Raw genomic sequence first — 25,530 nt, 5'->3', positions numbered from 1 at the left:
AACAATCCAACTTATAATACAGCTAATTGTAATCTACCATACATAATTAGAGAATAATTTAATTATACTTTTATTGCACGCAGAAATAAGGCTACAGTTTTAAATCTAACCATACCCTTATTTTCACACATATATTTATATTTTTTAGTTACATTGATCATCTAATGATGACAAAAACTCATCTAATATATTTAATAAGTTTTCAAATTCATCTTCTTTTATATCATGACCTGAATTTTCAAAATGCTTTATTCTTATGCTTTTACTTCCTAGATTTTGTATATATTCACTTATATCTTCTAGTGTTAGTAAAGTTTCTTCTTTTTCACCTTTTAAAATCAATGTATTACATGTTATATTCGGTAACTGATCTTTAAAATAAATCTGTTCTGATTCTCTTTCTATAGCTTCTAGTACATTGTACTTTATTGATATAGATTGACAATGGGAATTATAAAATTCCATACTCTCACTTGCCCATCCTTTTGGCATTTTTTTATGTTGTGCTGGATATTCCCCTAATATCAATCCTTTTAAAGCATTTTGATTTAATAATGAATACCCTAGTGCATAAGAAACTCCTCTAGAGTATCCCATTATACAAAATTTATCTAAATTCAAACATTCAACTATTGAATGTATATCTTGTAAATGATGAGTTAATGTATACCCACGTTCTGGTGAATCACTTTTCCCTCTCCCCCTAAAGGATAAAGCTATACACCTTCTATCATTTAATCTTTCTATTATTTTTATATAGTCTTGTGCTGACTCTGATAATCCTGGACATATTAATAATGGCGTTTTTTTACTATTTATTATATGATTATCGATATAATTTATTTTTATGCCTTTGTTATTTACCCAATCTTGTATAAGCTGCATATCATAATCCCCTTTATAGTTTTTGGCCTAAGATCTAATTTTAAAAAAAGTAAAACTCTGCTATACATGTGTATGAATATATTTTTTTATTATTACTATAAGTTATCAGTGAACTACAAATATTATCTTCTATTATATATAATCCTATATAGCTAAATAAAAACCTTTATTTTTTAGTTTTTTATGTGGAATATATACTTGTTAATAAAAATAGAGTGCAGTTTAATTTAATTAAACTGCACTCTATTTTTTATATTTTTAAATTTTTTATTATTTTTATAATAAACTTTAGTCATTATCTTTTACAATAGCTAATATTCTTAATATATCTAAAAGTAGATTTAAGAAACTTATAAATATTGAATATGATAATTGTACAACTTCTGTTTCAGATAAAACACCATATCTACATCTACTTTGAACAGACTTCATTATTACTATTGCATATAATGAATATACTAAAACACCTATAGTAGATAATATTAAATCAAATGTTCCAAATTTAAATAAGAATATATTTAAAAACTCTAATATTAATAAAGAAAATATTAATGGCCATATCATAGATGATATTTTAAACATGCTTTCTTCTGAAGTTTTACTTGCAACTATATAAGCTAGTCCAAACACTAATATTACACCCAACACAGCTGATAAGAATAAATCTGATCCCAACGTTGCAAAATAGTATACATAAGTAGAACCAGTTAATATCCCTAATATAAACGCATACGCATACATGCTTCCTTTAGATTTTATAAATCCACCTTTTCTTGAAAAAATAGAAAATAGAACTAATACAAAAAATGCTATATTTAACATATATCTAACTGATGGTGGTATTATTAATACCCCTATTATACTTCCAATTGCTAAAAATAATAATGCCATAAAAAATGTCTTCATTATAGCTAAATAATTTTTTCTCTCCATGTGCATCTCCTTGTAATATTTTTTTATAAATAATAATTTATATTAATTATTATCAACTATATTTTGTATTATATTACATAATCATCTATTTGTTTTAATTTAAAACAAATTTTTATATGAATTTTTTTTCACTTTACATTTTTATTTAAAATAATTATAATGTGAATTTTTTTAAAATTATAAAAAGTCTATGTTTTAAGTAAGTGTTGAAAATGGATATTTACAAATATATAGATTATAATATAGATATATCAATGTGTCGGAGGTTATATCATACAGACAATCATAAGTAATATATTAAATTCGCTTCAGACCATAAACGAATAAAAACAAGGAGAAAATATAAAATGAAAAAACTAGCAATATTAACCACACTAGCAATTAGCATAAATCTAACAGGGTGTAGTGCTAAAATGGATAATAATAAACCAAATAATAATAAAAAAGTAAAAAATGAAGTAGTCCAAACTGCACCTAAGGAAAATGAAGTAGATTACAGCGATAGTTTTAATGGAATAAATGGATGTGCTGTATTCTTTAGTCCAGAAGAAAATACATACAATATATATAACAAAGAATTAATAGATGAGCAAATACCTCCATACTCTACTTTTAAGATAATTAACTCTTTGATGGGGTTATCTCAGAACATAACAACTTCAGCAGACTCAAAATTAGGATATGATGGTAAAATATATTGGAAAGAAGAATGGAATAAAGATATTACATTTAAAGAGGCTTTCAAAGAATCATGTGTATGGTACTACGAAAAAATCATGGATTCATTAGATAAAGAATACGTACAAAATACACTTAATGATTTAAATTACGGTAATAGAGATATAAGTGCTTGGAATGAAAATGGGCATAATACTTATTGGATATCTTCATCTTTGAAAATATCGCCAATGGAACAAGTAAAAGTATTAGAAACTATATTTGAAGGAAAATCATCATTTGAACCTAATGACATTAATTTAGTCAAGGACTTTATGTTAGTTGAAAGTAATGAAAATTATTCAGTGTATGGCAAAACAGGTAGTGCAAAAGACACAAATGCTTGGTTTACAGGCTTTATTGAAAAAAATGATAAAAAAACTTATTTTGCTGTACGTATAGATGATGAAAATCAAAAACTTGCAGGTTCAGTAGCAAAAAGTATATCTTTAAATATTATAAAACAGCATTATAATATTTAGTAGACTACGCATTTATTTTACAATTTTAATATACTATGAATAAAAATAGGAGTTATATCGATCGGTATACCCCTCCTTTTTTATTATTAAAATTATTCCTAGTATCAACATTGAATTAAAACATAGCCTATAAAAAATCCAAGTTGTAATAAACAACTTGGATTTTAATATTTTTTAATACCTAAGATTCCATTTTCTAATACTTTTGCATTTATACCTATTAACTTTGCATAGGCCCACATAGTAGGGCTTCTTAGCCTTCCTTTTGAACATCCAATAATTAGTGCTTTTGTTTTATTATGCGATACTCTTATAAGATCTTTAGTTATTTCCTTTATATTTTTTATCATGCCATAAATTACAATTACTTCTGCCCAAAATAAGTGTCTATGTAAAAAATCATGTTCTTCCTTTGTCATTATAGGAATGTTATATTTGAATACATTATTTTCTGAGTACTGCTCTTTTGTTCTTACATCTACTGTTATTTCGTCCTTAATGTCTTCATATTTTATTAAATACTTTTTTAATAAAAGCTTCATAAATTTATCTAATGTAAATATAATATCCTCCCCTTAAAAATCACTTATATATGCTCTTTATGGTATTTTAACACAATTAAAATCATTTTTAAATAAAAAAGTCGCTTCGCTCCTGTCGCCAACGACCTAAAAAACAGGTCCGTTGCTCAAGCCTAACAGTGAGAATTATAACTTATCCACAAACCAGATAATTTATAATTCCTTAGTATGTAAAAAAATACTGTGTAAAGATAAAACTTATACACAGTATTTCTTTATTTTTTATTTAAAATCATTTTCAAATTCATCTATACTATCTTTTAATAAAGTAGCACTATAAGCCATAGATGGACCTCCACCAAATCCAACTGCAACCATAGCTGCTTCCATTATTTCTTCTCTAGTAGCACCTGCCTCTAATGACTTATATACATGGTATACTATGCAATATTCACAACGATTATATACTCCTATCGCCACACTCATAAGTTCTTTAGTCTTAGTACTTAAAGCACCTTCCTTGTACCCCGTATTTAAAAGGCGCATAAATGCATTAACATTAGCTTTATTAGTTTCACTTATAGCAGCTAACCCATCTGTAAAATCTTTTAACATTCCTCTAACATCTTTTTTCATGATTTTTCCCCCTTATGATTATCCTTTTTAAATACTTGCTATAGCAATTATTTATATGACAAGTATATCATCATTATAGTACTTTGTAAATCATTATTACGTATTTTTTAGATTATTTACTATTTGATTTAAAACATTTTTAAACGTCTCTAAATCTTTTTCTGATATATTTTTTACACTATCATTTGAAAATTTTTCTCCTATAGGTATTATTTCTTCTCTTTTTTTATTTCCATAATCAGTTAAATATAGTCGGGTAATTCTTCTATCATTTTCATCTTTTTCTCTCTTGACCATATCATCCTTTTCCATTCTATCTACAAGTCTAACAATTGAAGATTCATTTGAATCTAGTATATATGATAATTGTTTTTGTGTTATCCCTTCATTTTGGCCAATATAATAAATTGCTATCCATTGTACTCTTGTTATTCCATGGCTTAATACTCTATTATTAAAAGCTTCTATAATTTCTTTATTATATTTATTTGTTATAACTCCTATACAATCATTTAAATTAAACATATTTTCTCCCTTCACATAATAAAAATTTTGTTATTTTTTATATAAAACAGTTAAAATTTAAATATTAATTATTTTCTGAAATTTCCCAGGCAATTTATAATATATAATTTTAAAAATTAATATAATTCATTAATAACTCTTACTCTACTAAAAATTTTAGATATATCAAGTAATATAATATCTTTTAATTAAGATTAAAGCAACATAGTTTTATAAAAACTATGTTGCTTTAATCTAGTATTAATTGAGGCTTATATTTAATATTTGCAGTTATAGGATAGTGATCTGATAATTTGGACTCTATTATATTATACGTAGATGAATATATCCCTCCCTTTTTTATAAATATATGATCTATTCTAGAATCTATAGGTATAAATGTTTTTGAGTTAACGTATCCATGATACTTCCCTACATCTACTAATTTACTCAATTCTAAGTTAGTTTGATTAAAATCTCCAACTAAAATAACCTCTCCATCTAATCCATTTATATAGTTCATCATTTCATCTATTTGTACTTTTCGTTCATCTGTATTTATTGCTAAATGTGCATTAATTACATTGACATATTTATTATTTATATAAAAAGTTACATGTAAAAGGCCTCTTTGTTCACCATTGCTAGTTAACAGTATTTGATTACTTTCTACTATAGGGTACTTTGAGTATATAGCTAATCCATGAGAAAATAAATTATCTCTTTGATTAACTATAAACTGTGAATTATTTTCAAGATGTTTTTTTATCTTAGCATCTTGAAAACCTAATACTTCTTGTAAGCAAACTATATCTGCATTATTTTCTTTTATAAGCTTTATCGTCGAATCTAATGTATATTTATTCTTCTCATTTCTGCCTTTATGTATATTAAACGACATAATTTTCATGTCTGCTGATTCTTGTATATTTTTAGAATTTAAGCTCGGTACTAAATCATCTTTATATAAATTATATATTTTCATTTGTTTAGTATCTAAATATTTAAACTTCTGATCTTGTTTTATGCATATAAAAATATTTATTAAAACTATACTAAATAGTATAAATACTATTTTTTTCGTTAGCTTCATATTTTCACCCACTATCATAATGTTTTATTTATTGTTTATTATAGTCACTATTTCCAATAAAAATTACAATTATACATTACGATTTTTACTAAATTATTTTATGCGTATTCTAAATAAAAACATAGTAAAAAAGCTATAAAAACATCTACTAATACTAGCGTTTTTATAGCTTTTTATTATGTTTAATATATATTTTATATAATGTACATCCTATTTATATTTAATAGTTATTAATTATCCATATATAAGACAATCTATTTCCATAGCTAAATTAATAGAATTCGGATTCCAAGTTCTATCTTGTAAACCTCTTATTTCATAATTAAATTTAGATTTATTTAAAAACTCATAAAATTTTTTATCTAACCATGGAGCACTCCATGCACCAGATCTACAAATATGTACTATATCAAAAACATCACTCTCTTTTATATCATCGAGTCGTAAATAATTTACATTAAAGTTATCATTAATTTCTTTAAAATATTCAGGCTTTTCCCCTGTATATTTACTATAAACTATATTTGCTTCCTTTATTATGTTATCATCTAATAGTTTTCCTAACCAATTTGCACAGTTAACTTCAAAATAAAGAGAACGTAAACCTCCATATCCTAAGTCTGAGTGTGCATCAAATGAATACACCTTTTCACAACCACTATTTTTTATTATCTCATAAGCATTTGCGTGAGACTCTGTTACAATAAGCTTAGTTTTCTTAGTTAGTTTAAATTTTTCCTTCAATACTTTCCAGAAAAATTTTTCTTGACCGCTAGTACCCATTTTTTTGCTTAAATCAATTCCCTTTGATTTATTTTCTAAATATATTTTATACCAATGCATGATTATATTATTTTTATTTTCTATTTCTGAATCTTGATAGTCCTTTATATAATTCATGAAATAATCCCAATCAATACTTATAAATGATTTCATATTACCACCCCTAGTTTAATTGTTATTGAATGTACATTATATATAAGGTCTATACTTAAATACTATATAAGTGTGATTAAAATGTCAAATTATACCACAATATAATAAAAATGAGCTACCTAAATTTAGGTAACTCATCTTTATTATGCTGCAATTTTTTTATCTATCTCAATATCTTTTGATCTATTTTTATTTTCATAGTAATTATAAACAGGTAATCCTATTAAAGTTGCTATAATTCCTCCTAAAGACATAATAGTACTATTTATGCCTGCAAAGAATAACTGATTTATAACAACAAACAATCCACTTAATATTGCAACCATTGGTATAAAAGGGTACAGAGGTACTTTATAAGGTCTATGTATATTTGGATGACTTTTTCTTAATTTTATTACACCTATAAATGTTAATACATAAAAACTCCAAATAGCAAACATAGATAAATCACTCAATAAATTAAACTGGCCAGATAATGCATATAATGCTGATAACGAAGCCATTATTAGAGTTGCATTTGCTGGAACATCATGTTTATTTAATTTTCCTATAAATTTTGGAACATGTCCTTGTGTCCCTAAAGTATAAGTTATTCTAGGTCCTGTTAATAAATAACCATTTATACATCCAAATACAGATATTAATATACCTACAGTTATAAATTTCCCACCAACTGGTCCAAATATAGATTCTGCAACAGCAGATGCAGGTGATGCATATTGAGCTAATTCATTAGCTGGTAACACCCAAAGGTATGCTAAGTTTATGACTACATATACTGCCATAACTAAAGATAGTCCACCTATTATAGCTTTTGGTAAATCTTTTCCTGGGTCTTTCATTTCTCCTGCTATAGCTCCTACATTTATCCATCCGTCATAAGCAAATAATATTGCAACTAATAGCTGCCCTATTACTCCCGCTGGCTTAAGCCCTTCACTTACTAAAGGTGTCATTATAGCATTTTCACCACTACCTTTTATAAATCCAAATAATATAAGTAATACAAGAGGTATTAATTTACATATTGTAGATACTGTCTGTATAACACCACTTGTTTTTGAACCAAATGAATTTAAAATTCCTATAAATAATATAACTCCAACCGTCATAGGTATAACTAATGATTCATTTCCTAATAAAATTGCTGATTGCTGCCCAAACATAACTGATATTGCAGCTATAGTTGCTGGGAAAAATAATACCGATTGCATCCATCCAGTTAAAAAACCTAGTCTTTTACCATAGATTTCTTCTATGTAAACCATCATTCCACCTGTTTTAGGTATGGCTGCCGATACTTCTGCAGCTGTAAGACCTGCTGTTATTGTCATTATTCCAGCTAAAATCCAAGCTATAATTCCAAGTCCTGGAGCTCCTCCAGTTAGTTCATATACTGCTTGAGGTTTAAAAAATACCCCTCCTCCTATTACCATACCAACAACTGTCGATAAGGCTGCAGATGCTCCTAATGTTTTTTGTAATTGTTTATTTTCCATCTATGACCTCCTATAGATTTCTTATTTCTTTTCGTCACAAATAGCAATTTTACCAACATTTTTCAATTATTACAATGTTTTTTAAAATATTTTTTTATTTTTCATTTTTATTAAATTTTATTCAATTTTAATCATATAATTCAAGCTAATTCATTTTTATAATTTACTTAAATACAAAAAAGGTATTTGTAATATATGAATATTAAAACTAATCATATATTACAAATACCAGTTAACATAATAATATTATTTATAATTCTTTACTTTTTAGATTTATGGCTTCCATGAACTATATTAAATCCATATTTTTTTAATATATTTTCATGCTTTTTATAATTATCACATTCAATCTTTGTACATAAAGCTAAGTGTATATTTTTTACATTTTTATTTTGTAATTGTTTCATTTTATGTTCCCAATCTTCGCCTTCTACTAAAGTATCTTTGCATCCTATGCAGTAAAAAAAGCTTGCTAGTTCCGGCTTTTCTTTGTATATATCAAAAGCATCGTCTAAATTATTATAAGCTTCAAAACATCCACTGCCAGAACACATTCCCATAAGCTTTCTACATGACATTATTGCTATTTTCATCTTTAGTTTCCTATTTAACTTCCCGCTATAGAAAGTTCTTTAATTATAACTGAAGGCGATCCTACATTGCTCATAGGGAATTTTAAATCATTTCCTATTACTTCAATATTTTTTAATAAATCAAAGTAATTACCTGCTACAGTTATTTGTTCAATAGGAAATTCTTTCTTACCATCCTTGATATAAAATCCTTTAGCTGCTAAAGAAAAGTCTCCTGTTATAGAATTAGCTCCTGAATGAAGTCCTGCTAAATCAGTTATAACAACTCCTTCTCCAACTAAGCCCATAAGTTCATCAAAAGATTTTTCACCTTTTTCTATATATAAGTTACTAGGCTCAACTCCAACTTGAGATGAATAAGATGCTTTAAATCCATTTCCTGTAGTTTTTACATTTGCTTTATTAGCAGTTTTTAGATTGTGTAAAAGAGTAGTTAACTTTCCTTGAGATACTATTTCTTTTTTGAAAGTAGCTACTCCTTCATCATCAAATGGAGTAGATGCTAATCCATCTTCTAGTAAAGGATTATCCACTATTGTAACTATTTCATTTGCAATGATCTCCCCTTCTTTATCTTTCAATAGAGAAAGACCTTTTTGCGCTGAGTCTGCACTAAATATGTCTGCAAAAGTTCCAATAAGAGAAACCATCGCTTCATTATATAGTATAGTTTTGTAGTTTCCTGATGGTATAATTTTTCCATTTAATTTTGAGATAGCTTCTTTAACTCCTTGTTTAGCAATTGTTTTAGGGTCTATTTCATCTAAAGATTTTGCAATAGTGTATCCTATTCCATCTTGCTTCTCTCCATTTTCTTCTACTACTGGAACAACATAAGACATTAATATATTGCTTTTATTAGTTAACTCTAGCCCTTTTGTATTGTATATTCCATAATTAGATGAACTATATGATATTTTACATCCATTAATATTTACTACATTTTCATATAGTTTTGTTTCTTTTTCTACATCTAAAACTAATTCTATCATTTTAGCAGCATCTATATTCTCAAGTTTTTCTGAGTAAGAGCTTACTTTTTCATATTTTTTATCACCTTCATAAATAAACTGCATATCATCATTTTCTATATATAATGCACTTTCCTTCGCATTTTTTATTAACATATTTATTGCATCAAAATCCATTATTTCTGTAAATGAATATCCTATTTTGCCATTTAATTTACCTCTAAATGATAAACCAAATGCTTTATCTAAACTATATTTTTCAACTTCTCCCTCATATACACTTATGCTTATACTTTCGCCTTCACTAAAGTATATTTCACACTCTTCAAATCCAGCTTCTATACCTTTTTTTAATAACATTTTTTTAAAACTTTTAAATTCCATAGCTACTCCTCCGATCTTCCACCAACTGTAATTTCTTTTACTCTAACCATTGGCTGACCTACATTAGTTGGTATACTTCCTGATGATGATCCACACATACCTTGTGCTTGTTTTAGGTTATTTCCAACCATGTCTATATTCATTAAAACTTCGCTACCTTTTCCAATTAAGCTAGCACCTCTAACAGGCTCTACAATTTCACCATTTTTAACTAAATATCCTTCTGATACCGCAAAGTTAAATTCTCCTGTAACAGGATTTACAGATCCTCCACCCATTTTTTTAGCATACAATCCATTGTCTATTGACTTTATTATATCTTCTGGTCTATCATCACCTGCTGCTATATATGTATTAGTCATTCTTGATGTAGGAGCATATTTATAGTTTTGTCTACGAGAACTTCCTGTTGGGTTCATGTTCATTCTTCTTCCATTCAATTTATCTATCATATATGATTTTAGTATTCCATCTTCTATAAGCACATTTCTTTGAGTCTTATTTCCTTCATCATCTATATTACTAGATCCCCAGTGATTTTGAAGTGTTCCATCATCTATAGCCGTTACTTTAGTTGATGCGATTTGTTCTCCTAATTTATTTGCAAATACAGAGTTTCCTTTTGCTACAGCAGTTGCCTCTAGTGAATGGCCGCATGCTTCATGGAATATTACTCCTCCAAAGCCATTATCTATAGCTACCATCATTTTACCTGCTGGACAATTTTTAGCATTAAGCATTGTTGTTGCGACCCTTGATGCTTCTTTTGCATGATACTCTGGATCTATATCTTCAAATATTTCAAACCCTTTACATCCACCAGGTGCTTCGAATCCCGTTTGATTTTCATTTCCTTTAGATGCTACTGAACTTATAGCTAATCTAGTTCTTACTCTTCTATCTTCAGTGTATAAACCTTCAGTATTTGCTATTAATACCTTTTGATCTTTATCTATATAAGTTACACTTACTTGTGATATATCTGTACTGTATGATTTTGCACTTTTATATGCAGTTTTCATCACTCCTATTTTTTTATCATATCCAATATCATTTGGATAAAGCTGTATAGGATTTATATCCGTTATGATTTTAGTATCATGAAGCGTAATACTTATATCTTCTTTTAGGCTTCCTAACGCCAATGCTGCTTTATGTGCTGTATCTAATAGAGAGTTTAAACTATTATCATTAGTGTAAGCATATACACTCTTAAATCCTTTAAAAATTCTTATACCCACACCATAGCTTCTACCACCTAGTGCATTTTCTATTTTTTCATCTATTAGACCTATTGAATTTGTAATAGTGTCCTCTTCAAAGATTTCAGCAAAATCTCCACCTGTAATCAAGCATTTTTCTAAAACTCTAGTTGCTATTTCTTTTGAAATCATACTTGACCTCCTATCTTATTTTTTTAATTTTCTTTATATAATTATTATAAGGTAAATTTAACCAAATTAAATCTTTTTTTATCAAACATAGATAAATTTACTTTTTAGTTTATTTTCATTACTATTATTATTAAAGTAACTTAGCTTTTAGTATAAAATTTTTATATTCTTTATAAGCTAATTTCAAACTACTTATCCCCAATTATAATGTAATCTTACGTTTCTTATATGTAAAAAAGTCGCTTCGCTCCTGTCGCCAACGACTTCGTACGTTGCTCAAAATGTTTTTTATGCCTAAAACCAATTTGTTGATATAACTTACTTTCATGAGTTATCCACACAAAATTAAGTATCATAATATCCTTAAGCATAAAAAATAGCTATACTAAGTTTACTTAGTATAGCTATTAAAAAATCTCTACTTTTTATTATTATATTGGCTAAGCAGTATTTCTTCTCCCATTTCAACTAGCCTTTTACTCATTTGGCCTCCTACTTTACCACCTATAACTCCATTTTGATAGGCACTTTTACTTGCACCATTATGATTACTTTCAACACCTAGCTCATTTGAAATTTCTAATTTCATTTGATTTAAAGCTTCTTTAGCATTTTGATTATTAATAGATTTTTTCATACTTAACCCTCCTAAAATTATGCTTTAATTATTAAATGGTCAAGTATATTTTTCTTAAAAAGTATATATATTATACGAGTTATAGATAAAATATCTCAATCTAAATAATTTTAATCTTACATATCTATATTAAATTTTTAAAATTTGTTATCTATTTAGTATTACTATAATACTCAATATTATCAACTATATTTTCTAAATCTTTATTTATATGTTCGTTCAAATTATTTGCTTCTAAATCGGCCAGTAAATTTTTAACATCTAGGGCACATCTTTTTAGTTCTTTTAGAAATTCTCTACTTTCATCTTCCTTTTCAAGTTCTTTGCTCATATTTAAACTTAGATGTTTACCTTCTATCTTAATCTTATTATATTGACTATCTATATTATTTATATTATCATACATATTTTTGGCTTCTTTAAAGTATCCTTCGCTTTCTAATTGTTTACCTTCTATTACATTACTAGCTTGATTCAATAGAGCTTTTGCCTCTTTATTATCTCGCTTTTCAAATGTTGCTAAATTAAACTTTTCCTTAGCAGTTTCATAATCTCCTCTTTCTACAGCTATTTTACCTTCATTCATAATTTGGTTAAAATGTTTCTCAGTACAACCTACAATTAAAATTAAAATACCTATGATTATGATTAATAAAAGTAATATTTTTTTCATAATAATACCTCCGTATTAATAAAAACTTCAAACCACCCTATTATAATTTTTGTTTTTGATATAAAATATTTATTATATAGGATGGTGAAAAAAATGAAGTTAAATAAGATAAGAATTGTATTTAAAAACGATTTTGTAAAAATCGTAGAAAGAGATAATATAAGAAACTTTAACTCTTTAATTGACTGGATGGAACAATTTAATAGTGGTGAAAATGTAGCTTTACTAACTTTATCTAGTAAAGAATTAGGAAGTTCATTTTCCATTGATAAAAATAATATAAAACTTATAGAAATATTAAATGACTAAAGGCTATTGTTATGAAATTTGTTAAAGAATCATTTTTAGCTAACGGGCCATTGTCTGTAGCAGTGGTAGATAAAAGAATAACGCATAATATGCAAAATACTTTACTTGATTTAGGTATTAAAATTATAGAAACTACAGAATGTCCTAACACATATAATGCAATCAAATGTCATCCAGATATAAGCCTTTGTAAATTATATGATAATAATATAGTTGTTGCACCTAATGTTTATGATTATTATTTAAAAACATTAAAAAATTATGGATTTAATGTAATTAAAGGTAGTTCCTTAATACAAAATAAATATCCATATAATATAAGCTACAATGTTGCTTTATTTGGAAATTATGCAATACATAATTTTAAGTACACTGACCCTAAAATTTTAGAATTTATAAACAAAAATAAAATACAAAAGATAGATGTAAAACAAGGTTATAGTAAATGTTCAATTTGTATTGTTGATGAAAAATCTATAATAACTTCTGATGAAGGAATTGTGAAGGCTTGTTCAGAATTTGATATTGATTGCTTGCTTATTACCCAAGGCTTTATAGATTTATTTGATATGAATTATGGCTTTATAGGAGGTTGTAGTGGGAGCATATCTAATGATACTATTGCATTTTTCGGTGACATAAAAAAACATCCAGACTATGAAAAAATATTTAAATTTATAACAAATAAAAATAAAAAAATAGTATGTCTAAGTGAAGAAAATTTATTAGATTTAGGATCACTTATTCCTCTTTTACTATAAGTTTTTGCTTTTATTTCTTAAATATAAAAAGAGATATTGAAATACAATATCTCTTTTTATATTTACATTTACCAATCATACAGATAATTATTTATTATCACCATAAGTACAACCATCATATGGTATATCAGCTTCGCAGCTATATAATTTTTTAAAACTCTCTATAACATTTCCTGTATTTTCTTCTATATCTTTCATGCTAAAAAATATACTACCCTCTACTTCACAATATTTTCTATTAATCTCTATTTGCTTATCTATCTCTTTAGCTATCTCTACATTACTTATGTTTTGCCCGATATATAAATCTACCCCACTATTTTTTACTCTATCAGACCACCATTTTATAGAAGCTTCATATGAACTACTTTTGTTACCTATTGTCCAATATATCTGAGGTGCTATATAGTCTATTATTTTCTCATCTATCCATTTAACACTATCTACGTAAATATCATAATAACTTTCTAAATTGTTAGTATCTGACCCACTTGGATCAGTGGATTTATTTTTCCATACTCCAAAAGGGCTAACCCCAAATTGCATACATTCTCTAGTTGATTTTATTGCTTTATAAACCAATCTAATCATATCATTAACTGCTTCTCTTCTATTGTTTGCTATCTCACCTTCTTTATCTTCTCCTTTTGGTAAAGGGTAGTTGTATGGATAAAAGTAATCATCAAAGTGTATCCCATCAACATAATAATTTTTTACTATTTCAAAAACTGTTGTAGCTATATATCTTATAACTTCAGGATTTTCTGGGTCATAAAACAATGCATCGTCATATTCTATTAACCATTCAGGGTTTAATTTTGCTGGATGAAGTTTATATAGTTTATCTAAATCCGTTCCTTTATTTGTTACTCTATATGGATTTAACCATGCATGAAAATCCATCCCTCTTTTGTGAGTTTCTCTAATCATAAATTTTAATGGATCATATGAAGGCTTTTTCCCTTGTTCTCCTGTAATATACTTTGACCATGGATTTATATATGAATTATAAAATGCATCAGACTCGGGTCTTATTTGGACAAACACGGTATTAAAATTCAAATCTTGTAATGTATCTAATATTTCTATAAATTCTTTTTGCTGAGCTTTTGGATCATTTGTTGTTTTAGGCCAATCTATTCCATACACTGTTGTTATCCATACCCCTCTAAGTTCTTTATAGTCACATAGGCTCAAATTATCACTACCTTTCTTAATATATTAAATTTCAGTTTCAATACTTATATAATATTTTTATGTAAATAGATTTGTTCCTGATTTAATTTATATCGCTACATTTAAGTTACTTATCTTCAATGATAATATAACCATAATTTCCTTATACGTAAAAAAGATATAAGTAAACAATAGTTACCTATATCTTTTTATTTTATTTTTATTATATTTTATATAGAATCTAACTCGTCACTTTGTATATAGTACAAGCTATAAAAATAGCCTTTTAAATTTATTAACGATTCGAAACTTCCTTTTTCTATAACTTTTCCTTCTTTCATAACAATTATTTCATCATACTTTAATAAAATACTCTTTATAAGCTTATGGGTAACTACTATTAAAGTTAAATCTTCCAAGCTTAACAACGAATTTTCTAAGTTATATGCAGTTTCATTATCTAATGCAGATGTAGATTCATCTAGTATAAGTATTTTTGTATCATTTATAAGAGATCTCGCAATTGCAATTCTTTGCTTTTCTCCTCCAGATAACTTATTTCCATTTTCACCTACTAGTGAATCTATTCCATTAGGCAATCTTTCTATTAAATTTATAATTCCTGCTCTTTTACAAGTATCTAAAACTTTTTCATCTGTGTGATTTGAAAATAATCTTATATTTTCTTTAATTGTATCATCAAACATAAATACATTTTGCTGTATCATAGATATATTTTTATATAAATTAGAGCTATAAATAGACTTTATATCTTTATTATCTATTGTTATTTCTCCATCATAGTCATTATAATATCTCATAAGTAACTTTATTAGAGTACTTTTTCCACAACCACTTTCACCCACTATTGCATATTTTTTATCTTTTTCTAACGTAAGATTTATATTTTCTAATGCTCTTCTTTCTTCTGTATACGAAAAACTTAGATTTTTTATTTTTATAGATTGATCAAAATTTTCTAAACTTGTACTTTCATTATTACAATTAGAATTTTCTAATATATTTTCTATTTTATCTGCAATTAAAGATACTGACTTAATTTGATTAATTAACGATATACTTGTTTTTACTGGCCCAACTATATGAGTACTAAGTTGTATTATTATTATTGCAGTTCCCACAGAAATATTTTGTTTATACATTAGGTATCCACCAACTAATAATACACCTAAATATATAGTTACGCTAAAAGATAATGAAAAGCCTCTAATAATTGACTCTAATATAGAGCATTTTTTCTTTGAATTCTCTACATTAATTGATGACTTTTTAAAAACTGAATTTATTTTACTACTAATATTAAAGCCTTTTATTACTTCAAATCCAGAAAATAAATCTTTAGTTACTGAAGTTATTTCTTCTAAAGTTGTTGAGTATTTATTTTTTTCCAATATTAATTTTTTTGAAAGTGAATTTGGTATTATAAATCCAAGAATACCAAATACAGTTATAAATACCACGATTAATGGACTTATAGAAAATAATACTATTAAGGATATAATAAACGATATAAATGATGATATAACTTGAAAAATATTATTGAAAAAACTTTCTTCTATAATCTTTATATCATTGTATAGAATTGATATATATTTCCCACTATTATCAAGGGAAAAATCTCTTATATCTTTATTAATTATTTTAGAAAATATATCTGTTCTTAAATAATTTACAGTATTTTTAATATAATTAGACATAACTAATCCATCTATGTATTCTGTTAAAAACATTATCACTATGAGCGATATACTCATAATTGTTATAGGTAAAAATTTATCTACCTGACCTTGTGAAAATATATCGACTATAAACCCCATTAAAAAGTCAAAGCAAATACTTGCTAGAGCTACTAATGAAATAGTAACTATTCTTGCTATGAATTGAAGTTTATATTTTAATACGTACCTCCACATCATCTTCATTTTTTATCACCCCCCATATACAATATACTATTCATCTTAAAGTATATAAAATAATAATCGATTTTATAAGTACGCACTTAATAGTTACATAGTGAAATCAAGGTAACTATTGCATTTATAAGTTTGTGTCATTTATTTCAGTGTCTATATTTTTATTTAAACAAGCCTTTAAATAATTTATATCATTGATAATAAATCTATGCTTAACTTCCTCACTTTTAAAGTTTAGTAGCTTAAATACAATTTGTATAAAATAACCTAGACCTACAGCTGTTATAACTGTTCCAATTCCAGCAGTTCCCCCTAATAAATATCCTACAAATAATGCAGCTAACTCCATAATTGCTCTTATAGATTTTACCGACTTTCCAGTTCTTTTTTGAAATGCTATCATCATGCCATCTCTCGGACCACTTCCAAGGCCAGTTCCAATATATAATACCATACCGATACCCATAAGAATCATACCTATTAATAACATTAAGACTCCACCTACAAACGAACTAGCTTTAGGTACTATATTTGCAAAAATTATTAAATCTAAAAATATACCAACCAATAGCATATTAAGTACGGTACCCCAACCTACATTTTCCCCTAAGACTACATCAATAATTACAACAACTAAACCTACCACAATAGTAGCTGTTCCCATCGTTATCCCTAGATTATCTGAAATACCTTGATGAAGTACATCCCATGGAGACAAACCTAAGTTAGCATTTATCATGAATGCTATAGCTAATGCACAAAAAATAAACCCTATCAACAACCTTATTAATTTTAAAAAAATATCTTTCACCTTACTCCTCCTTTAATTTTTTATACTAATTTTAATATTAGTCAAAATTTTCATAATACATTTTTTATCATACTATAAACTTTAAATAAAATATAGTTTTTAATATATTATTTTATATTAAAATTAAAAAAAGGATATCTGATTTAAGATATCCTATAATATATATAATAAGATTAGTTAGCAATACAAACATGTATTTCTTCTATTCTTCTGTTATCAATTTTTATTAGTTTAAGTGTTAAATTTTCTAGATTAATTTCTATATTTTCATTATCATCTGGTATCTGACCAAGTTGATCTATTATATATCCACTTAAAGTATCATAATCACCTTGTTCTATATTAGTTCTAAAATTTTTATTAAAGTCACTTACAGTTAAAAAGCCTTTAACTATAAAGTTTTTATCATCAATTTTAGTTATTTTAGAATTTTTAATTTCCTTATCATATGATATTCCCTTAATTTCATACATTAAATCATCTAATGTAACTATTCCTGAAAATCCACCATATTCATCAACTAATATAAATAATTCATCTTTCTTAGAGTTTATTGAATTATATAATTCTTTTACATGTTTGGTTTCAGGTACACAATTAGGTTGATGTAGTATATTTCTTATATCAATATTGTTACATTCTCTTTCTTTTGCACTAATTAATAAATCTTTTACATATAAAATACCTATAATATTATCAATATTTTTTTCATATACAGGAATTTTAGAATGCTTTGTGTTCGCTAAACTGTCTAAAATACTATCTATATCATCTTCAATATCTATAGTGAAAGTATCCTTCCTTGACGTCATTATTTCTCTAACTATTTTTTTGTGTAATTTATTTTGACCATTGAATTTTGCCTCTTCATCTGCTAATGCTTCTTTATTTTTCTTAAAAGCCAATATCTTACCTTCTCTATTTTTATGGCTTAATTCTGAAATTTTGTCAAACGCATCAGCTAATGCTAATGAAATTTTTTGAAAATGTGATTGTGAAAGGGTCCTTTCGGGTTCCGGTTCTAATATGTTCATACTCTTCTCCTTAAAAATAATTTTTAGATGATTTTATCACAGAAAGCTAAATAAATCAATTAATATACATACTTTTATAAAAATTCGATTTCCTTAAGCCACTGCATTGTTGCTACACTTCATGGCTCCAATAACTTCGCATGTTGTAAAATTGATTATATTTACTACATAATATATGCTACATTTTATTAAATGTTAATGCTTATATTATTATATATTATATAAAAGTAGTTATTACAATATTCCTTATTTAATAACTACAGTTGTTCCATCAGGTATATTGTAATATATCCATTTTGCATTATTTGTATCAAGTCTTATACATCCATGACTTATAGCAACCCCTAATCTATCATCAATTACATAGCTACCAGTTGAATCATATAAAATCGAATGATAATAATATCCATCTTTTATCCTTGTAGCATATTTTACCATATACTTATCTGTTCCAAATGCTGTTCTCCTCCCATTTATATTGAATATCCCTGTAATAGTTGGTGTTGAAGGTTTTCCAACTGTGCATCTCCACTTATACATTAAATCCCACTTAGAATTAAGCCTCTGAAATACATAAGTATATTTATTAGTTAAAGATGTAATTAACAAGTACTTTGTTTTACTTTCTATTTTATTCCTGTTTACAAATTCAACCATATCTATATTAAACATAGAATAATCTAATATTTCATCATTTTCCCTTGATAGCTTATTTTTAATCAAAGTGTATGCCTCCTTATAAAATAATTTATAATATATGCTATGAAATTCTATTTTTAAATTTTACTGTATTTTAATCACTATTATTTTAATAATAGATAAATTTAAAATATAAAAACCCCTTGGAACATAATATTTTCCCAAGGGGTTTATCTTAATTGATTTTGTTATTATTTCTTATTTCTTTTTGTATCTTTTTTAAAGCTTTTTTAGATCCTCGTTGTATATCTTTTTCCAGTTTTCTATCTTCATAGGATATAAACAAACTATCAATGTCATATCCAGCAGGATATAAGTCTTCTGCTTTTAAATACAACTCTATTTTTTTATAGTTAACTTTTATAAATTCATCTTTATATAAAACTTCTACGTTATTAAATTTATCTATACTTTTATATACTACTGCATAATTATTTTCATCTAATAATTTAACTTTATCACCAATTTTATAATCAGTGTAAATATTTTTTATTACACTTTTTTCCTTTTCATCATTGGTAGCTATTTTTTTATTCTTAACAGTATCTAAATTATATTCCTTTTCATTTATATAATTTAGAGCCCTTTTTATTACATTTTCTTTAATACCCATCTTCTTGGATATAAACAATGCATTACTTTCTTCAGACTTACCTATAATAAGCTTATATAATGGTTCTAAAGTATCTTTATCAAACATCATACCTGCATTTTCAAATTCTGGATGAAGATTTGCAAACTTTTTAATTTCTCCATAATGAGTAGATGCAACAGTTATACAACCCATTTTGTAAAATTCTTCTAATATTGATATTGCAAGTCCTGCACCTTCATTAGGCTCAGTTCCACTTCCTATTTCATCAAATAAAACTAATGTTGATTTATTGCTTAAATTCATTATTTGAGCAATATTCTTTATGTGGGACGAAAAAGTACTAAGTGCATTTTCTATACTTTGGTTATCTCCAATATCAACAAATACATTTTCAAATATACTCATTTCAGTTTCTTCTTTAGCACATATATCAAAACCGCACTGAACCATTAAAGTTAACAATCCTACAGTTTTAAGAGCAACTGTCTTTCCTCCAGCATTCGGACCAGTTATAATTAAGCTTTTATAATTTTTTCCTACCTCAAAATCAAGTGCAACTACATTACCTTTTAGTAATGGATGTTTGCCTTTTACTATTTTTATATAACCCTTGTTATTTACCTGTGGAGTTATACATTTATTATTTAAACTATATTTTGATTTTGCAAAAACCATATCATACTCTGATATAATTTCTATATTTAACTTAATTTCATATAATTTTTCAAATATCATTTCAGTTAAATATGATAGAATCTTGTATTCTTCTATACTTTCATCTGACTTTAAGCTTATAAGCTCTATACTTAATTTTGATATAGAGTTTGGTTCAATAAAAACTGTACTTCCCTTTGATGAAGTATCCAGAATAACTCCATCTACTTCATTTTTATAAGATGACTTTATTGGAACTACATATCTGTCATCTCTTTTACTTATTATAAATTCCTGGATATACTTTTTGTTACTACTAGATGTTATAAATTTATTTAGTTTATCTTGTATTCTACTTTCACATATATCTATATTTCTTCGAATTTTTTTTAATTCTTTAGAGGCACTTGAGTCAACTTTATTGTTTTTTATCGCATATTTTATTTCATTTTCAATATAATCGCACTCTGTTATATTTAAAGCGTAAGAACTTAATGTTTTGGCATAAAATTCTTTATCTAACATAAAGTTTTTTATTTTTTTACATCCTCTTAAAAAATCCTCTATCTTTATAAGCTCTAAAGGCTCTAAAATCATCCCTTTTTCTACTTTATCAACTATTTCAGTTATATTGAAAAGACCTTCTAAGGGTATGTGGTTACTATTTAATAAAATATTTTTAGCTTCATGATTTTCAGCTAATCTTCTTTTAACTACAGATATATCCTTACTAGGGCTTAGTTTATCTATAAGGTCTTTACCAAGAGAACTCACACAATGTAGCTTTACTAGTTCCTTTAATTCATCTAATTGCAATTTCTCGAATGTATAATTATTCATTTGTAAGACCTCCTAAGCCTAATTGACTACTTTGTTTTTTTATATTTGAAATTATTTTTCTTATGCTAGATTCTGATAAGTTATATATTTTTACTATTTCATGAATTGAATAGCCTTCTTGATATAACTTAAATATGTTTTCATTTCTATCATATATAGCTTGTTTAGTTCCATTTTTTTCACCCCAAGGCATTTTTTTATCTCCTACAATTGGTATATATATAAAATCACCTTGAGTATACTGTTGTATTTCTTCTAATAATTCTTTAGGCAATATATTTTTTGCATTTTTATATTTCAATTTTCTTTGATCTCCTTTGCTATAAGTTGTACTATGTTCAACTTAATAACTAAGGAATTAATTTTACTGTAACTCCTTAGTTATTAAGAAGCACAACTCCCAGCTCATTATAATTAGTTTTTTTCATAAAACTACACTCCTTTACTTGTTTCATTAATTTATATTATTTCATATAATAATATTTGTTTCAATCTAAAAAATCATTATAGTCAAATTTTCCTATTTAAAAACTTAACATAAAAATCAGAAAATCTATTTCATCTAAATTTATTACTTATTATTATCTTTATAACTTTAATTTTCTTATACACAAAAATAACTATAGCTTAAAGATTTAAGCTATAGCCGTTTTTGTTCATTGTAATTTTAAAATTTAATTTTAATTAGTTATTTTTTCCCCTTCATCTTCTTCTAGCAATCCTAATTTTTTAGCAACTAACTTTGTAGTGCTTCCTTGTATTATTAAAGTTATTAATATTGCCATAAATACTATAGATGAAATAATTTCATATCCAGGAATTTTCATGGCTGCTATTATACCACATAGCGCAGCTGGTATTACTCCTGTTTCTCTTACCCACATCATAAATAAAATTTCTTTTTTAGACCATTTTGCATTTCTATCAACTAAAGTACATGCTAACACACATAGTGGTCTTGCTATAAACATTAAACTTAAAACAACTACAAGTGCTGGAACAAAATATTTTCCTAGCATAACTAAATCTACTTGGCTTCCTAATATTACAAATATAGCCATACGACATATAGTTCCTAGTGTTTCTGCAACATAACAGTCAGCATCATAAGAACGTTGTGATAGCCATATTTTAAAGTTTTTCTTATTTCCTGTTATAATACCTACTATAAAGCAAGCCATATACCCACTGCCACCAAACTTTGTAGCTACCTCATAAGCTATTACTACTGAAAGTATTGATATAATAGGTGCAAAATCTTTAAATACACCATATGGCTGATCATTAACTAATTTAAGAAGTACTATACCAGTTACAATACCTACTACAACTCCAACGATAACCATTATAGCTAGCTCATATATGTTTTCTGATAGTGAGAATTTACCAGATAATATTATAGATAATACTGCTGATGTAAGTATCGCACCAGTAGCATCATTAAATGCTGATTCACTTATAACTGTCTGTTTTACTCTATCTTTTATTTTTACCTGATTAAATATAGGTACTAATGTTGCAGGATCTGTTGATGCGATAATTGATCCTATCAACAATGCTGTCATAGCTGACACTTGAAAACTTAATCCAACTACTTTTGCTACCACTACTGCTGATATGACTACCCCTAACGAAGATAATAAAAATACTGTTATTCTTACATTCTTTAATACTTTTAAACTTATTTCTTTTCCACCTAAATAAAGTATAAACGCTGACCCAAATGTTAAAATCAATTGATTTTCAACTTGATATTGGCTTATATCTATAAAGTTTAAGAAAGAAGGTCCTATTAAAATCCCCGCTAATAAAAATAATACTACATCTGGTACTTTTAACATTTCACTCAACTTGCTACAAACAATCCCCGTCATAGCAACTATTGCAAAAATTATTAAAAGTGCATTACTTGCTATTGTTTGTATAGACGATTCCATATAAACATCCCCCTTATTAACTTGTTTTTAACTTATATCTAACATTATATTATATTTACAAACTCGAAATTTGTTATTTTTTATATTGTTAAATTTTTTTAACTTTAGTGAATTAACTAGCTTTAATATTTAAATGAACTATTAGTTAGACTTTAAACTTTAATTCTAATTACTACTTTATATTAAATTTATGTTACAATTAAGTTTGATAATATTAGTTTGTTAGGAGTGATTTTTATAAGTACTCAATGTAAAAGTAGATTATATGCAAAAGAAATACCAATATTTTATTCATTATCTGAAATTGAATTAGAAGAAATTTTAACAAATATAGAACATTTTTGTTTCAAAAAAGATGAAATAATCTTTAATGAGGGAGATTTGATTTCAAATCTAATTATAATAAGCAATGGGACTATAAAATTATCAAAGACAACTCACGATGGAAAGGAACAAATAATTCGTATTTTATCAATCGGTGATTTTTTTGGAGAGCTTAGCTTATTTAATGATGATTACATATCGAATTTTTCCGCAACTGCAGTTAACAATGTAACTATTTGTACAGTTTCTAAAAAAAATATGGACAAAGTTTTATCTAATAATCCTCATATAACTTTAAAAATTTTAAATGAAGTAAGTAAAAAGTTAATGCAAACTGAAAATTTAGCAACATGCCTTGCTTCAAATGATGTTGACCATAGAATAATATGTATGCTTTTAGAGTTTGCTGATAAATATAGTAAAGAAGTTAACGGTCAAATTCAAGTTAATATACCTTTAAATAGAGAGGGAATGGCTAATTATTGTGGTATTACTAGAGAAACTATGAGTAGAAAACTCTCTAAATATGAACAAGATGGCTTATTTGAATTTAAAGGTCTAAAAAAACTAATTATTAAAGATTTAGATAAAATGAAAGAATTAATTAGTTAATTTTATATTATAATTTTTAATACATAAAATAAAAAGGGAATAGTATTCCCTTTTTAAATTTCTAATACAGTATATTTTTCTACAAACTTGATTGGATGATAAGAAAGTTTAGCTTTTCTAAGCCCTTCTATTCCTAAATCTTCTTCTCTGTTTATAAATTTAGTATTTTTAAATTCATTTAATAAAAATTGTTGATTTATATATGGATATAGCCCTCTTATATCAGGATTAGCTTTTTCAATATGTATTACAGCCATATCATTGTTTAACATTTCACCAATTGTAAAAGCTTCTAGTTTAGAATCTATATATATCCCTCCTATTCTTAAATTTTCTTTTAACAATTCATAATTATCAAAAATTCTTTGTATAGCATTAAACTCATCATCATAATCTTTTTGAACTTCTTTTCCTTCAGACCATAGTTGTACAAGATTTATACATTCCTTAAATTGTTTTTCACTTTCTATTTTCTTATATTCAAATCTATTTTCATATTCTTTTAAGAAGTAGTTTAAATGGTTTCTCTTTTTCTGATTTTTACGACCAGCTAAAGTTCTTAAACTTTCTCCATCATAAACATAATCAAAGTAGTCTCTTTCTTCGATGTATTCGAACATTCCTTCATAATTTACTTTCATGAAATCAACTATTTCTTTAGTTATAGCTCTTAAATGAATTTTTTTTCCTTTACCTTTAAATGTATCGATTATAAATTTAATTGCCTTTCCCATATTTTCTTTAGATGCTAGTGGAAGTACTACAAATTCACTTCCATCATATTCTCCAGAAACTATAGCAAAATCATCTTCTACATAATAAACTGTCTTATATAAATCTTTCCACATATATAATGTCACAAAGCAATATTCACATGCTTCATAATCTACTAAATCAAAATATGGTTGCAATACATCTTTTGCATCTATATCTATAGGTTTAAATAATACAACGTCTTCTACTAATTCAAACAAAACAAATCCTCC

At 26.1% G+C, this 25,530-nt stretch carries 26 protein-coding genes; 4 read left to right on the top strand and 22 right to left on the bottom strand.

Translation table 11 applies throughout. The features are described 5' to 3' along the window. Positions 1-144 precede the first annotated feature (144 nt). Together BLP75_RS06875 and BLP75_RS06870 are read right to left on the bottom strand one after the other, a co-directional pair. On the bottom strand, positions 145-885 hold the full coding sequence (locus BLP75_RS06875) for an alpha/beta fold hydrolase (protein ID WP_092724913.1): 741 nt from the start codon (positions 883-885) through the stop codon (positions 145-147). Positions 886-1,173: 288 nt separating this feature from the next. Further along, complete coding sequence (locus BLP75_RS06870; protein WP_242872395.1) at positions 1,174-1,818, bottom strand: Bax inhibitor-1 family protein; 645 nt, start codon at positions 1,816-1,818, stop codon at positions 1,174-1,176. 347 nt (positions 1,819-2,165) lie between these two features. Here BLP75_RS06870 and BLP75_RS06865 point away from each other — a divergent pair, with 347 nt between their 5' ends. Continuing rightward, positions 2,166-3,017 carry a penicillin-binding transpeptidase domain-containing protein gene (locus BLP75_RS06865; RefSeq protein ID WP_092724911.1) on the top strand — a complete coding sequence of 284 codons (852 nt, stop codon included), beginning with the start codon at positions 2,166-2,168 and terminating at the stop codon, positions 3,015-3,017. 164 nt (positions 3,018-3,181) lie between these two features. On the opposite strand, the gene BLP75_RS06860 is transcribed toward BLP75_RS06865, so the two are convergent. The 11 genes from BLP75_RS06860 to BLP75_RS06810 form a co-directional block, all read right to left on the bottom strand. Then, a complete protein-coding gene (locus BLP75_RS06860) occupies positions 3,182-3,559 on the bottom strand; it encodes a rhodanese-like domain-containing protein (RefSeq protein ID WP_092724910.1) in 378 nt (125 codons plus the stop codon). A 261-nt stretch (positions 3,560-3,820) separates the two neighbouring features. Further along, on the bottom strand, positions 3,821-4,174 hold the full coding sequence (locus BLP75_RS06855; protein WP_092724909.1) for a carboxymuconolactone decarboxylase family protein: 354 nt from the start codon (positions 4,172-4,174) through the stop codon (positions 3,821-3,823). 96 nt (positions 4,175-4,270) lie between these two features. Then, a complete protein-coding gene (locus BLP75_RS06850) occupies positions 4,271-4,699 on the bottom strand; it encodes a MarR family winged helix-turn-helix transcriptional regulator (RefSeq protein WP_092724908.1) in 429 nt (142 codons plus the stop codon). A 229-nt stretch (positions 4,700-4,928) separates the two neighbouring features. Further along, positions 4,929-5,771 carry an endonuclease/exonuclease/phosphatase family protein gene (locus tag BLP75_RS06845; RefSeq protein WP_170139121.1) on the bottom strand — a complete coding sequence of 281 codons (843 nt, stop codon included), beginning with the start codon at positions 5,769-5,771 and terminating at the stop codon, positions 4,929-4,931. A gap of 234 nt (positions 5,772-6,005) precedes the next feature. After that, positions 6,006-6,707 carry a hypothetical protein gene (locus BLP75_RS06840; RefSeq protein ID WP_092724906.1) on the bottom strand — a complete coding sequence of 234 codons (702 nt, stop codon included), beginning with the start codon at positions 6,705-6,707 and terminating at the stop codon, positions 6,006-6,008. A 143-nt stretch (positions 6,708-6,850) separates the two neighbouring features. Next, positions 6,851-8,206 carry an APC family permease gene (locus BLP75_RS06835; protein ID WP_092724905.1) on the bottom strand — a complete coding sequence of 452 codons (1,356 nt, stop codon included), beginning with the start codon at positions 8,204-8,206 and terminating at the stop codon, positions 6,851-6,853. 260 nt (positions 8,207-8,466) lie between these two features. Continuing rightward, on the bottom strand, positions 8,467-8,799 hold the full coding sequence (locus BLP75_RS06830) for a CGGC domain-containing protein (RefSeq protein ID WP_092724904.1): 333 nt from the start codon (positions 8,797-8,799) through the stop codon (positions 8,467-8,469). Between the two features lie 14 nt (positions 8,800-8,813). Further along, a complete protein-coding gene (locus BLP75_RS06825; protein WP_092724903.1) occupies positions 8,814-10,154 on the bottom strand; it encodes a TldD/PmbA family protein in 1,341 nt (446 codons plus the stop codon). Between the two features lie 2 nt (positions 10,155-10,156). Continuing rightward, positions 10,157-11,548, bottom strand: coding sequence for a TldD/PmbA family protein (locus BLP75_RS06820; RefSeq protein ID WP_092724902.1), 1,392 nt, complete (start codon positions 11,546-11,548; stop codon positions 10,157-10,159). A gap of 418 nt (positions 11,549-11,966) precedes the next feature. Continuing rightward, on the bottom strand, positions 11,967-12,185 hold the full coding sequence (locus BLP75_RS06815) for an alpha/beta-type small acid-soluble spore protein (protein WP_092724901.1): 219 nt from the start codon (positions 12,183-12,185) through the stop codon (positions 11,967-11,969). 151 nt (positions 12,186-12,336) lie between these two features. Continuing rightward, positions 12,337-12,858, bottom strand: a complete 522-nt coding sequence (locus tag BLP75_RS06810) for a hypothetical protein (RefSeq protein ID WP_092724900.1) — start codon at positions 12,856-12,858, stop codon at positions 12,337-12,339. A gap of 93 nt (positions 12,859-12,951) precedes the next feature. Between BLP75_RS06810 and BLP75_RS06805 the strand changes: the two genes are divergently transcribed. Next, the gene (locus BLP75_RS06805; protein ID WP_092724899.1) at positions 12,952-13,167 is read left to right on the top strand and encodes a hypothetical protein; all 216 of its coding nucleotides are present in this window, start codon (positions 12,952-12,954) and stop codon (positions 13,165-13,167) included. 11 nt (positions 13,168-13,178) lie between these two features. Beyond that, positions 13,179-13,928, top strand: coding sequence for a DUF6873 family GME fold protein (locus BLP75_RS06800; RefSeq protein ID WP_092724898.1), 750 nt, complete (start codon positions 13,179-13,181; stop codon positions 13,926-13,928). A gap of 87 nt (positions 13,929-14,015) precedes the next feature. Here BLP75_RS06800 and BLP75_RS06795 read toward each other — a convergent pair whose 3' ends face one another. From BLP75_RS06795 to BLP75_RS06760, 8 genes are all read right to left on the bottom strand, one after another. Beyond that, the gene (locus tag BLP75_RS06795; protein ID WP_170139122.1) at positions 14,016-15,125 is read right to left on the bottom strand and encodes a glycoside hydrolase family 10-like protein; all 1,110 of its coding nucleotides are present in this window, start codon (positions 15,123-15,125) and stop codon (positions 14,016-14,018) included. Positions 15,126-15,334: 209 nt separating this feature from the next. Further along, a complete protein-coding gene (locus tag BLP75_RS06790) occupies positions 15,335-17,047 on the bottom strand; it encodes an ABC transporter ATP-binding protein (RefSeq protein ID WP_092724896.1) in 1,713 nt (570 codons plus the stop codon). Positions 17,048-17,162: 115 nt separating this feature from the next. Next, positions 17,163-17,849: a YczE/YyaS/YitT family protein gene (locus BLP75_RS06785; RefSeq protein ID WP_092724895.1), complete on the bottom strand. Its 687-nt coding sequence runs from the start codon at positions 17,847-17,849 to the stop codon at positions 17,163-17,165. A 173-nt stretch (positions 17,850-18,022) separates the two neighbouring features. Beyond that, complete coding sequence (locus BLP75_RS06780; RefSeq protein WP_092724894.1) at positions 18,023-18,883, bottom strand: transporter associated domain-containing protein; 861 nt, start codon at positions 18,881-18,883, stop codon at positions 18,023-18,025. Positions 18,884-19,129: 246 nt separating this feature from the next. Continuing rightward, a complete protein-coding gene (locus tag BLP75_RS06775; RefSeq protein WP_242872394.1) occupies positions 19,130-19,606 on the bottom strand; it encodes a L,D-transpeptidase in 477 nt (158 codons plus the stop codon). A 151-nt stretch (positions 19,607-19,757) separates the two neighbouring features. Further along, positions 19,758-21,671 (bottom strand): endonuclease MutS2, encoded by a 1,914-nt coding sequence (locus BLP75_RS06770; RefSeq protein ID WP_092724893.1) that lies wholly within the window; start codon positions 21,669-21,671, stop codon positions 19,758-19,760. Beyond that, positions 21,664-21,972 (bottom strand): helix-turn-helix domain-containing protein, encoded by a 309-nt coding sequence (locus BLP75_RS06765; protein ID WP_092724892.1) that lies wholly within the window; start codon positions 21,970-21,972, stop codon positions 21,664-21,666. The genes BLP75_RS06770 and BLP75_RS06765 overlap by 8 nt, the downstream gene beginning before the upstream one ends. Before the next feature lie 379 nt (positions 21,973-22,351). Next, positions 22,352-23,608, bottom strand: a complete 1,257-nt coding sequence (locus tag BLP75_RS06760; protein WP_092724891.1) for a cation:proton antiporter — start codon at positions 23,606-23,608, stop codon at positions 22,352-22,354. Between the two features lie 228 nt (positions 23,609-23,836). On the opposite strand from BLP75_RS06760, the gene BLP75_RS06755 reads away from it, so the two are divergent. Beyond that, positions 23,837-24,544 carry a Crp/Fnr family transcriptional regulator gene (locus BLP75_RS06755; protein ID WP_092725249.1) on the top strand — a complete coding sequence of 236 codons (708 nt, stop codon included), beginning with the start codon at positions 23,837-23,839 and terminating at the stop codon, positions 24,542-24,544. A 53-nt stretch (positions 24,545-24,597) separates the two neighbouring features. On the opposite strand, the gene BLP75_RS06750 is transcribed toward BLP75_RS06755, so the two are convergent. After that, the gene (locus tag BLP75_RS06750) at positions 24,598-25,518 is read right to left on the bottom strand and encodes a DUF2156 domain-containing protein (RefSeq protein ID WP_092724890.1); all 921 of its coding nucleotides are present in this window, start codon (positions 25,516-25,518) and stop codon (positions 24,598-24,600) included. Positions 25,519-25,530: the final 12 nt, after the last annotated feature.

Source organism: Romboutsia lituseburensis DSM 797, from assembly GCF_900103615.1.
In the GTDB taxonomy this organism is placed as follows: Bacteria; Bacillota; Clostridia; order Peptostreptococcales; family Peptostreptococcaceae; genus Romboutsia_F; species Romboutsia_F lituseburensis.
The sequence above is the reverse complement of the archived record's forward strand: the minus strand, read 5'-3'. Positions and strand labels throughout refer to the sequence as shown.

What these genes read in the sequence shown, in the direction of transcription:
- BLP75_RS06790 (WP_092724896.1), bottom strand. Translation starts at nt 17,047, where the DNA reads ATGAAGATGATGTGGAGGTACGTATTAAAATATAAACTTCAATTCATA.
- BLP75_RS06840 (WP_092724906.1), bottom strand. Translation starts at nt 6,707, where the DNA reads ATGAAATCATTTATAAGTATTGATTGGGATTATTTCATGAATTATATA.
- BLP75_RS06870 (WP_242872395.1), bottom strand. Translation starts at nt 1,818, where the DNA reads ATGGAGAGAAAAAATTATTTAGCTATAATGAAGACATTTTTTATGGCA.
- BLP75_RS06815 (WP_092724901.1), bottom strand. Translation starts at nt 12,185, where the DNA reads ATGAAAAAATCTATTAATAATCAAAATGCTAAAGAAGCTTTAAATCAA.
- BLP75_RS06830 (WP_092724904.1), bottom strand. Translation starts at nt 8,799, where the DNA reads ATGAAAATAGCAATAATGTCATGTAGAAAGCTTATGGGAATGTGTTCT.
- BLP75_RS06800 (WP_092724898.1), top strand. Translation starts at nt 13,179, where the DNA reads ATGAAATTTGTTAAAGAATCATTTTTAGCTAACGGGCCATTGTCTGTA.
- BLP75_RS06855 (WP_092724909.1), bottom strand. Translation starts at nt 4,174, where the DNA reads ATGAAAAAAGATGTTAGAGGAATGTTAAAAGATTTTACAGATGGGTTA.
- BLP75_RS06825 (WP_092724903.1), bottom strand. Translation starts at nt 10,154, where the DNA reads ATGGAATTTAAAAGTTTTAAAAAAATGTTATTAAAAAAAGGTATAGAA.
- BLP75_RS06845 (WP_170139121.1), bottom strand. Translation starts at nt 5,771, where the DNA reads ATGAAGCTAACGAAAAAAATAGTATTTATACTATTTAGTATAGTTTTA.
- BLP75_RS06860 (WP_092724910.1), bottom strand. Translation starts at nt 3,559, where the DNA reads ATGAAGCTTTTATTAAAAAAGTATTTAATAAAATATGAAGACATTAAG.
- BLP75_RS06810 (WP_092724900.1), bottom strand. Translation starts at nt 12,858, where the DNA reads ATGAAAAAAATATTACTTTTATTAATCATAATCATAGGTATTTTAATT.
- BLP75_RS06865 (WP_092724911.1), top strand. Translation starts at nt 2,166, where the DNA reads ATGAAAAAACTAGCAATATTAACCACACTAGCAATTAGCATAAATCTA.
- BLP75_RS06805 (WP_092724899.1), top strand. Translation starts at nt 12,952, where the DNA reads ATGAAGTTAAATAAGATAAGAATTGTATTTAAAAACGATTTTGTAAAA.
- BLP75_RS06760 (WP_092724891.1), bottom strand. Translation starts at nt 23,608, where the DNA reads ATGGAATCGTCTATACAAACAATAGCAAGTAATGCACTTTTAATAATT.
- BLP75_RS06820 (WP_092724902.1), bottom strand. Translation starts at nt 11,548, where the DNA reads ATGATTTCAAAAGAAATAGCAACTAGAGTTTTAGAAAAATGCTTGATT.
- BLP75_RS06875 (WP_092724913.1), bottom strand. Translation starts at nt 885, where the DNA reads ATGCAGCTTATACAAGATTGGGTAAATAACAAAGGCATAAAAATAAAT.
- BLP75_RS06770 (WP_092724893.1), bottom strand. Translation starts at nt 21,671, where the DNA reads ATGAATAATTATACATTCGAGAAATTGCAATTAGATGAATTAAAGGAA.
- BLP75_RS06780 (WP_092724894.1), bottom strand. Translation starts at nt 18,883, where the DNA reads ATGAACATATTAGAACCGGAACCCGAAAGGACCCTTTCACAATCACAT.
- BLP75_RS06835 (WP_092724905.1), bottom strand. Translation starts at nt 8,206, where the DNA reads ATGGAAAATAAACAATTACAAAAAACATTAGGAGCATCTGCAGCCTTA.
- BLP75_RS06850 (WP_092724908.1), bottom strand. Translation starts at nt 4,699, where the DNA reads ATGTTTAATTTAAATGATTGTATAGGAGTTATAACAAATAAATATAAT.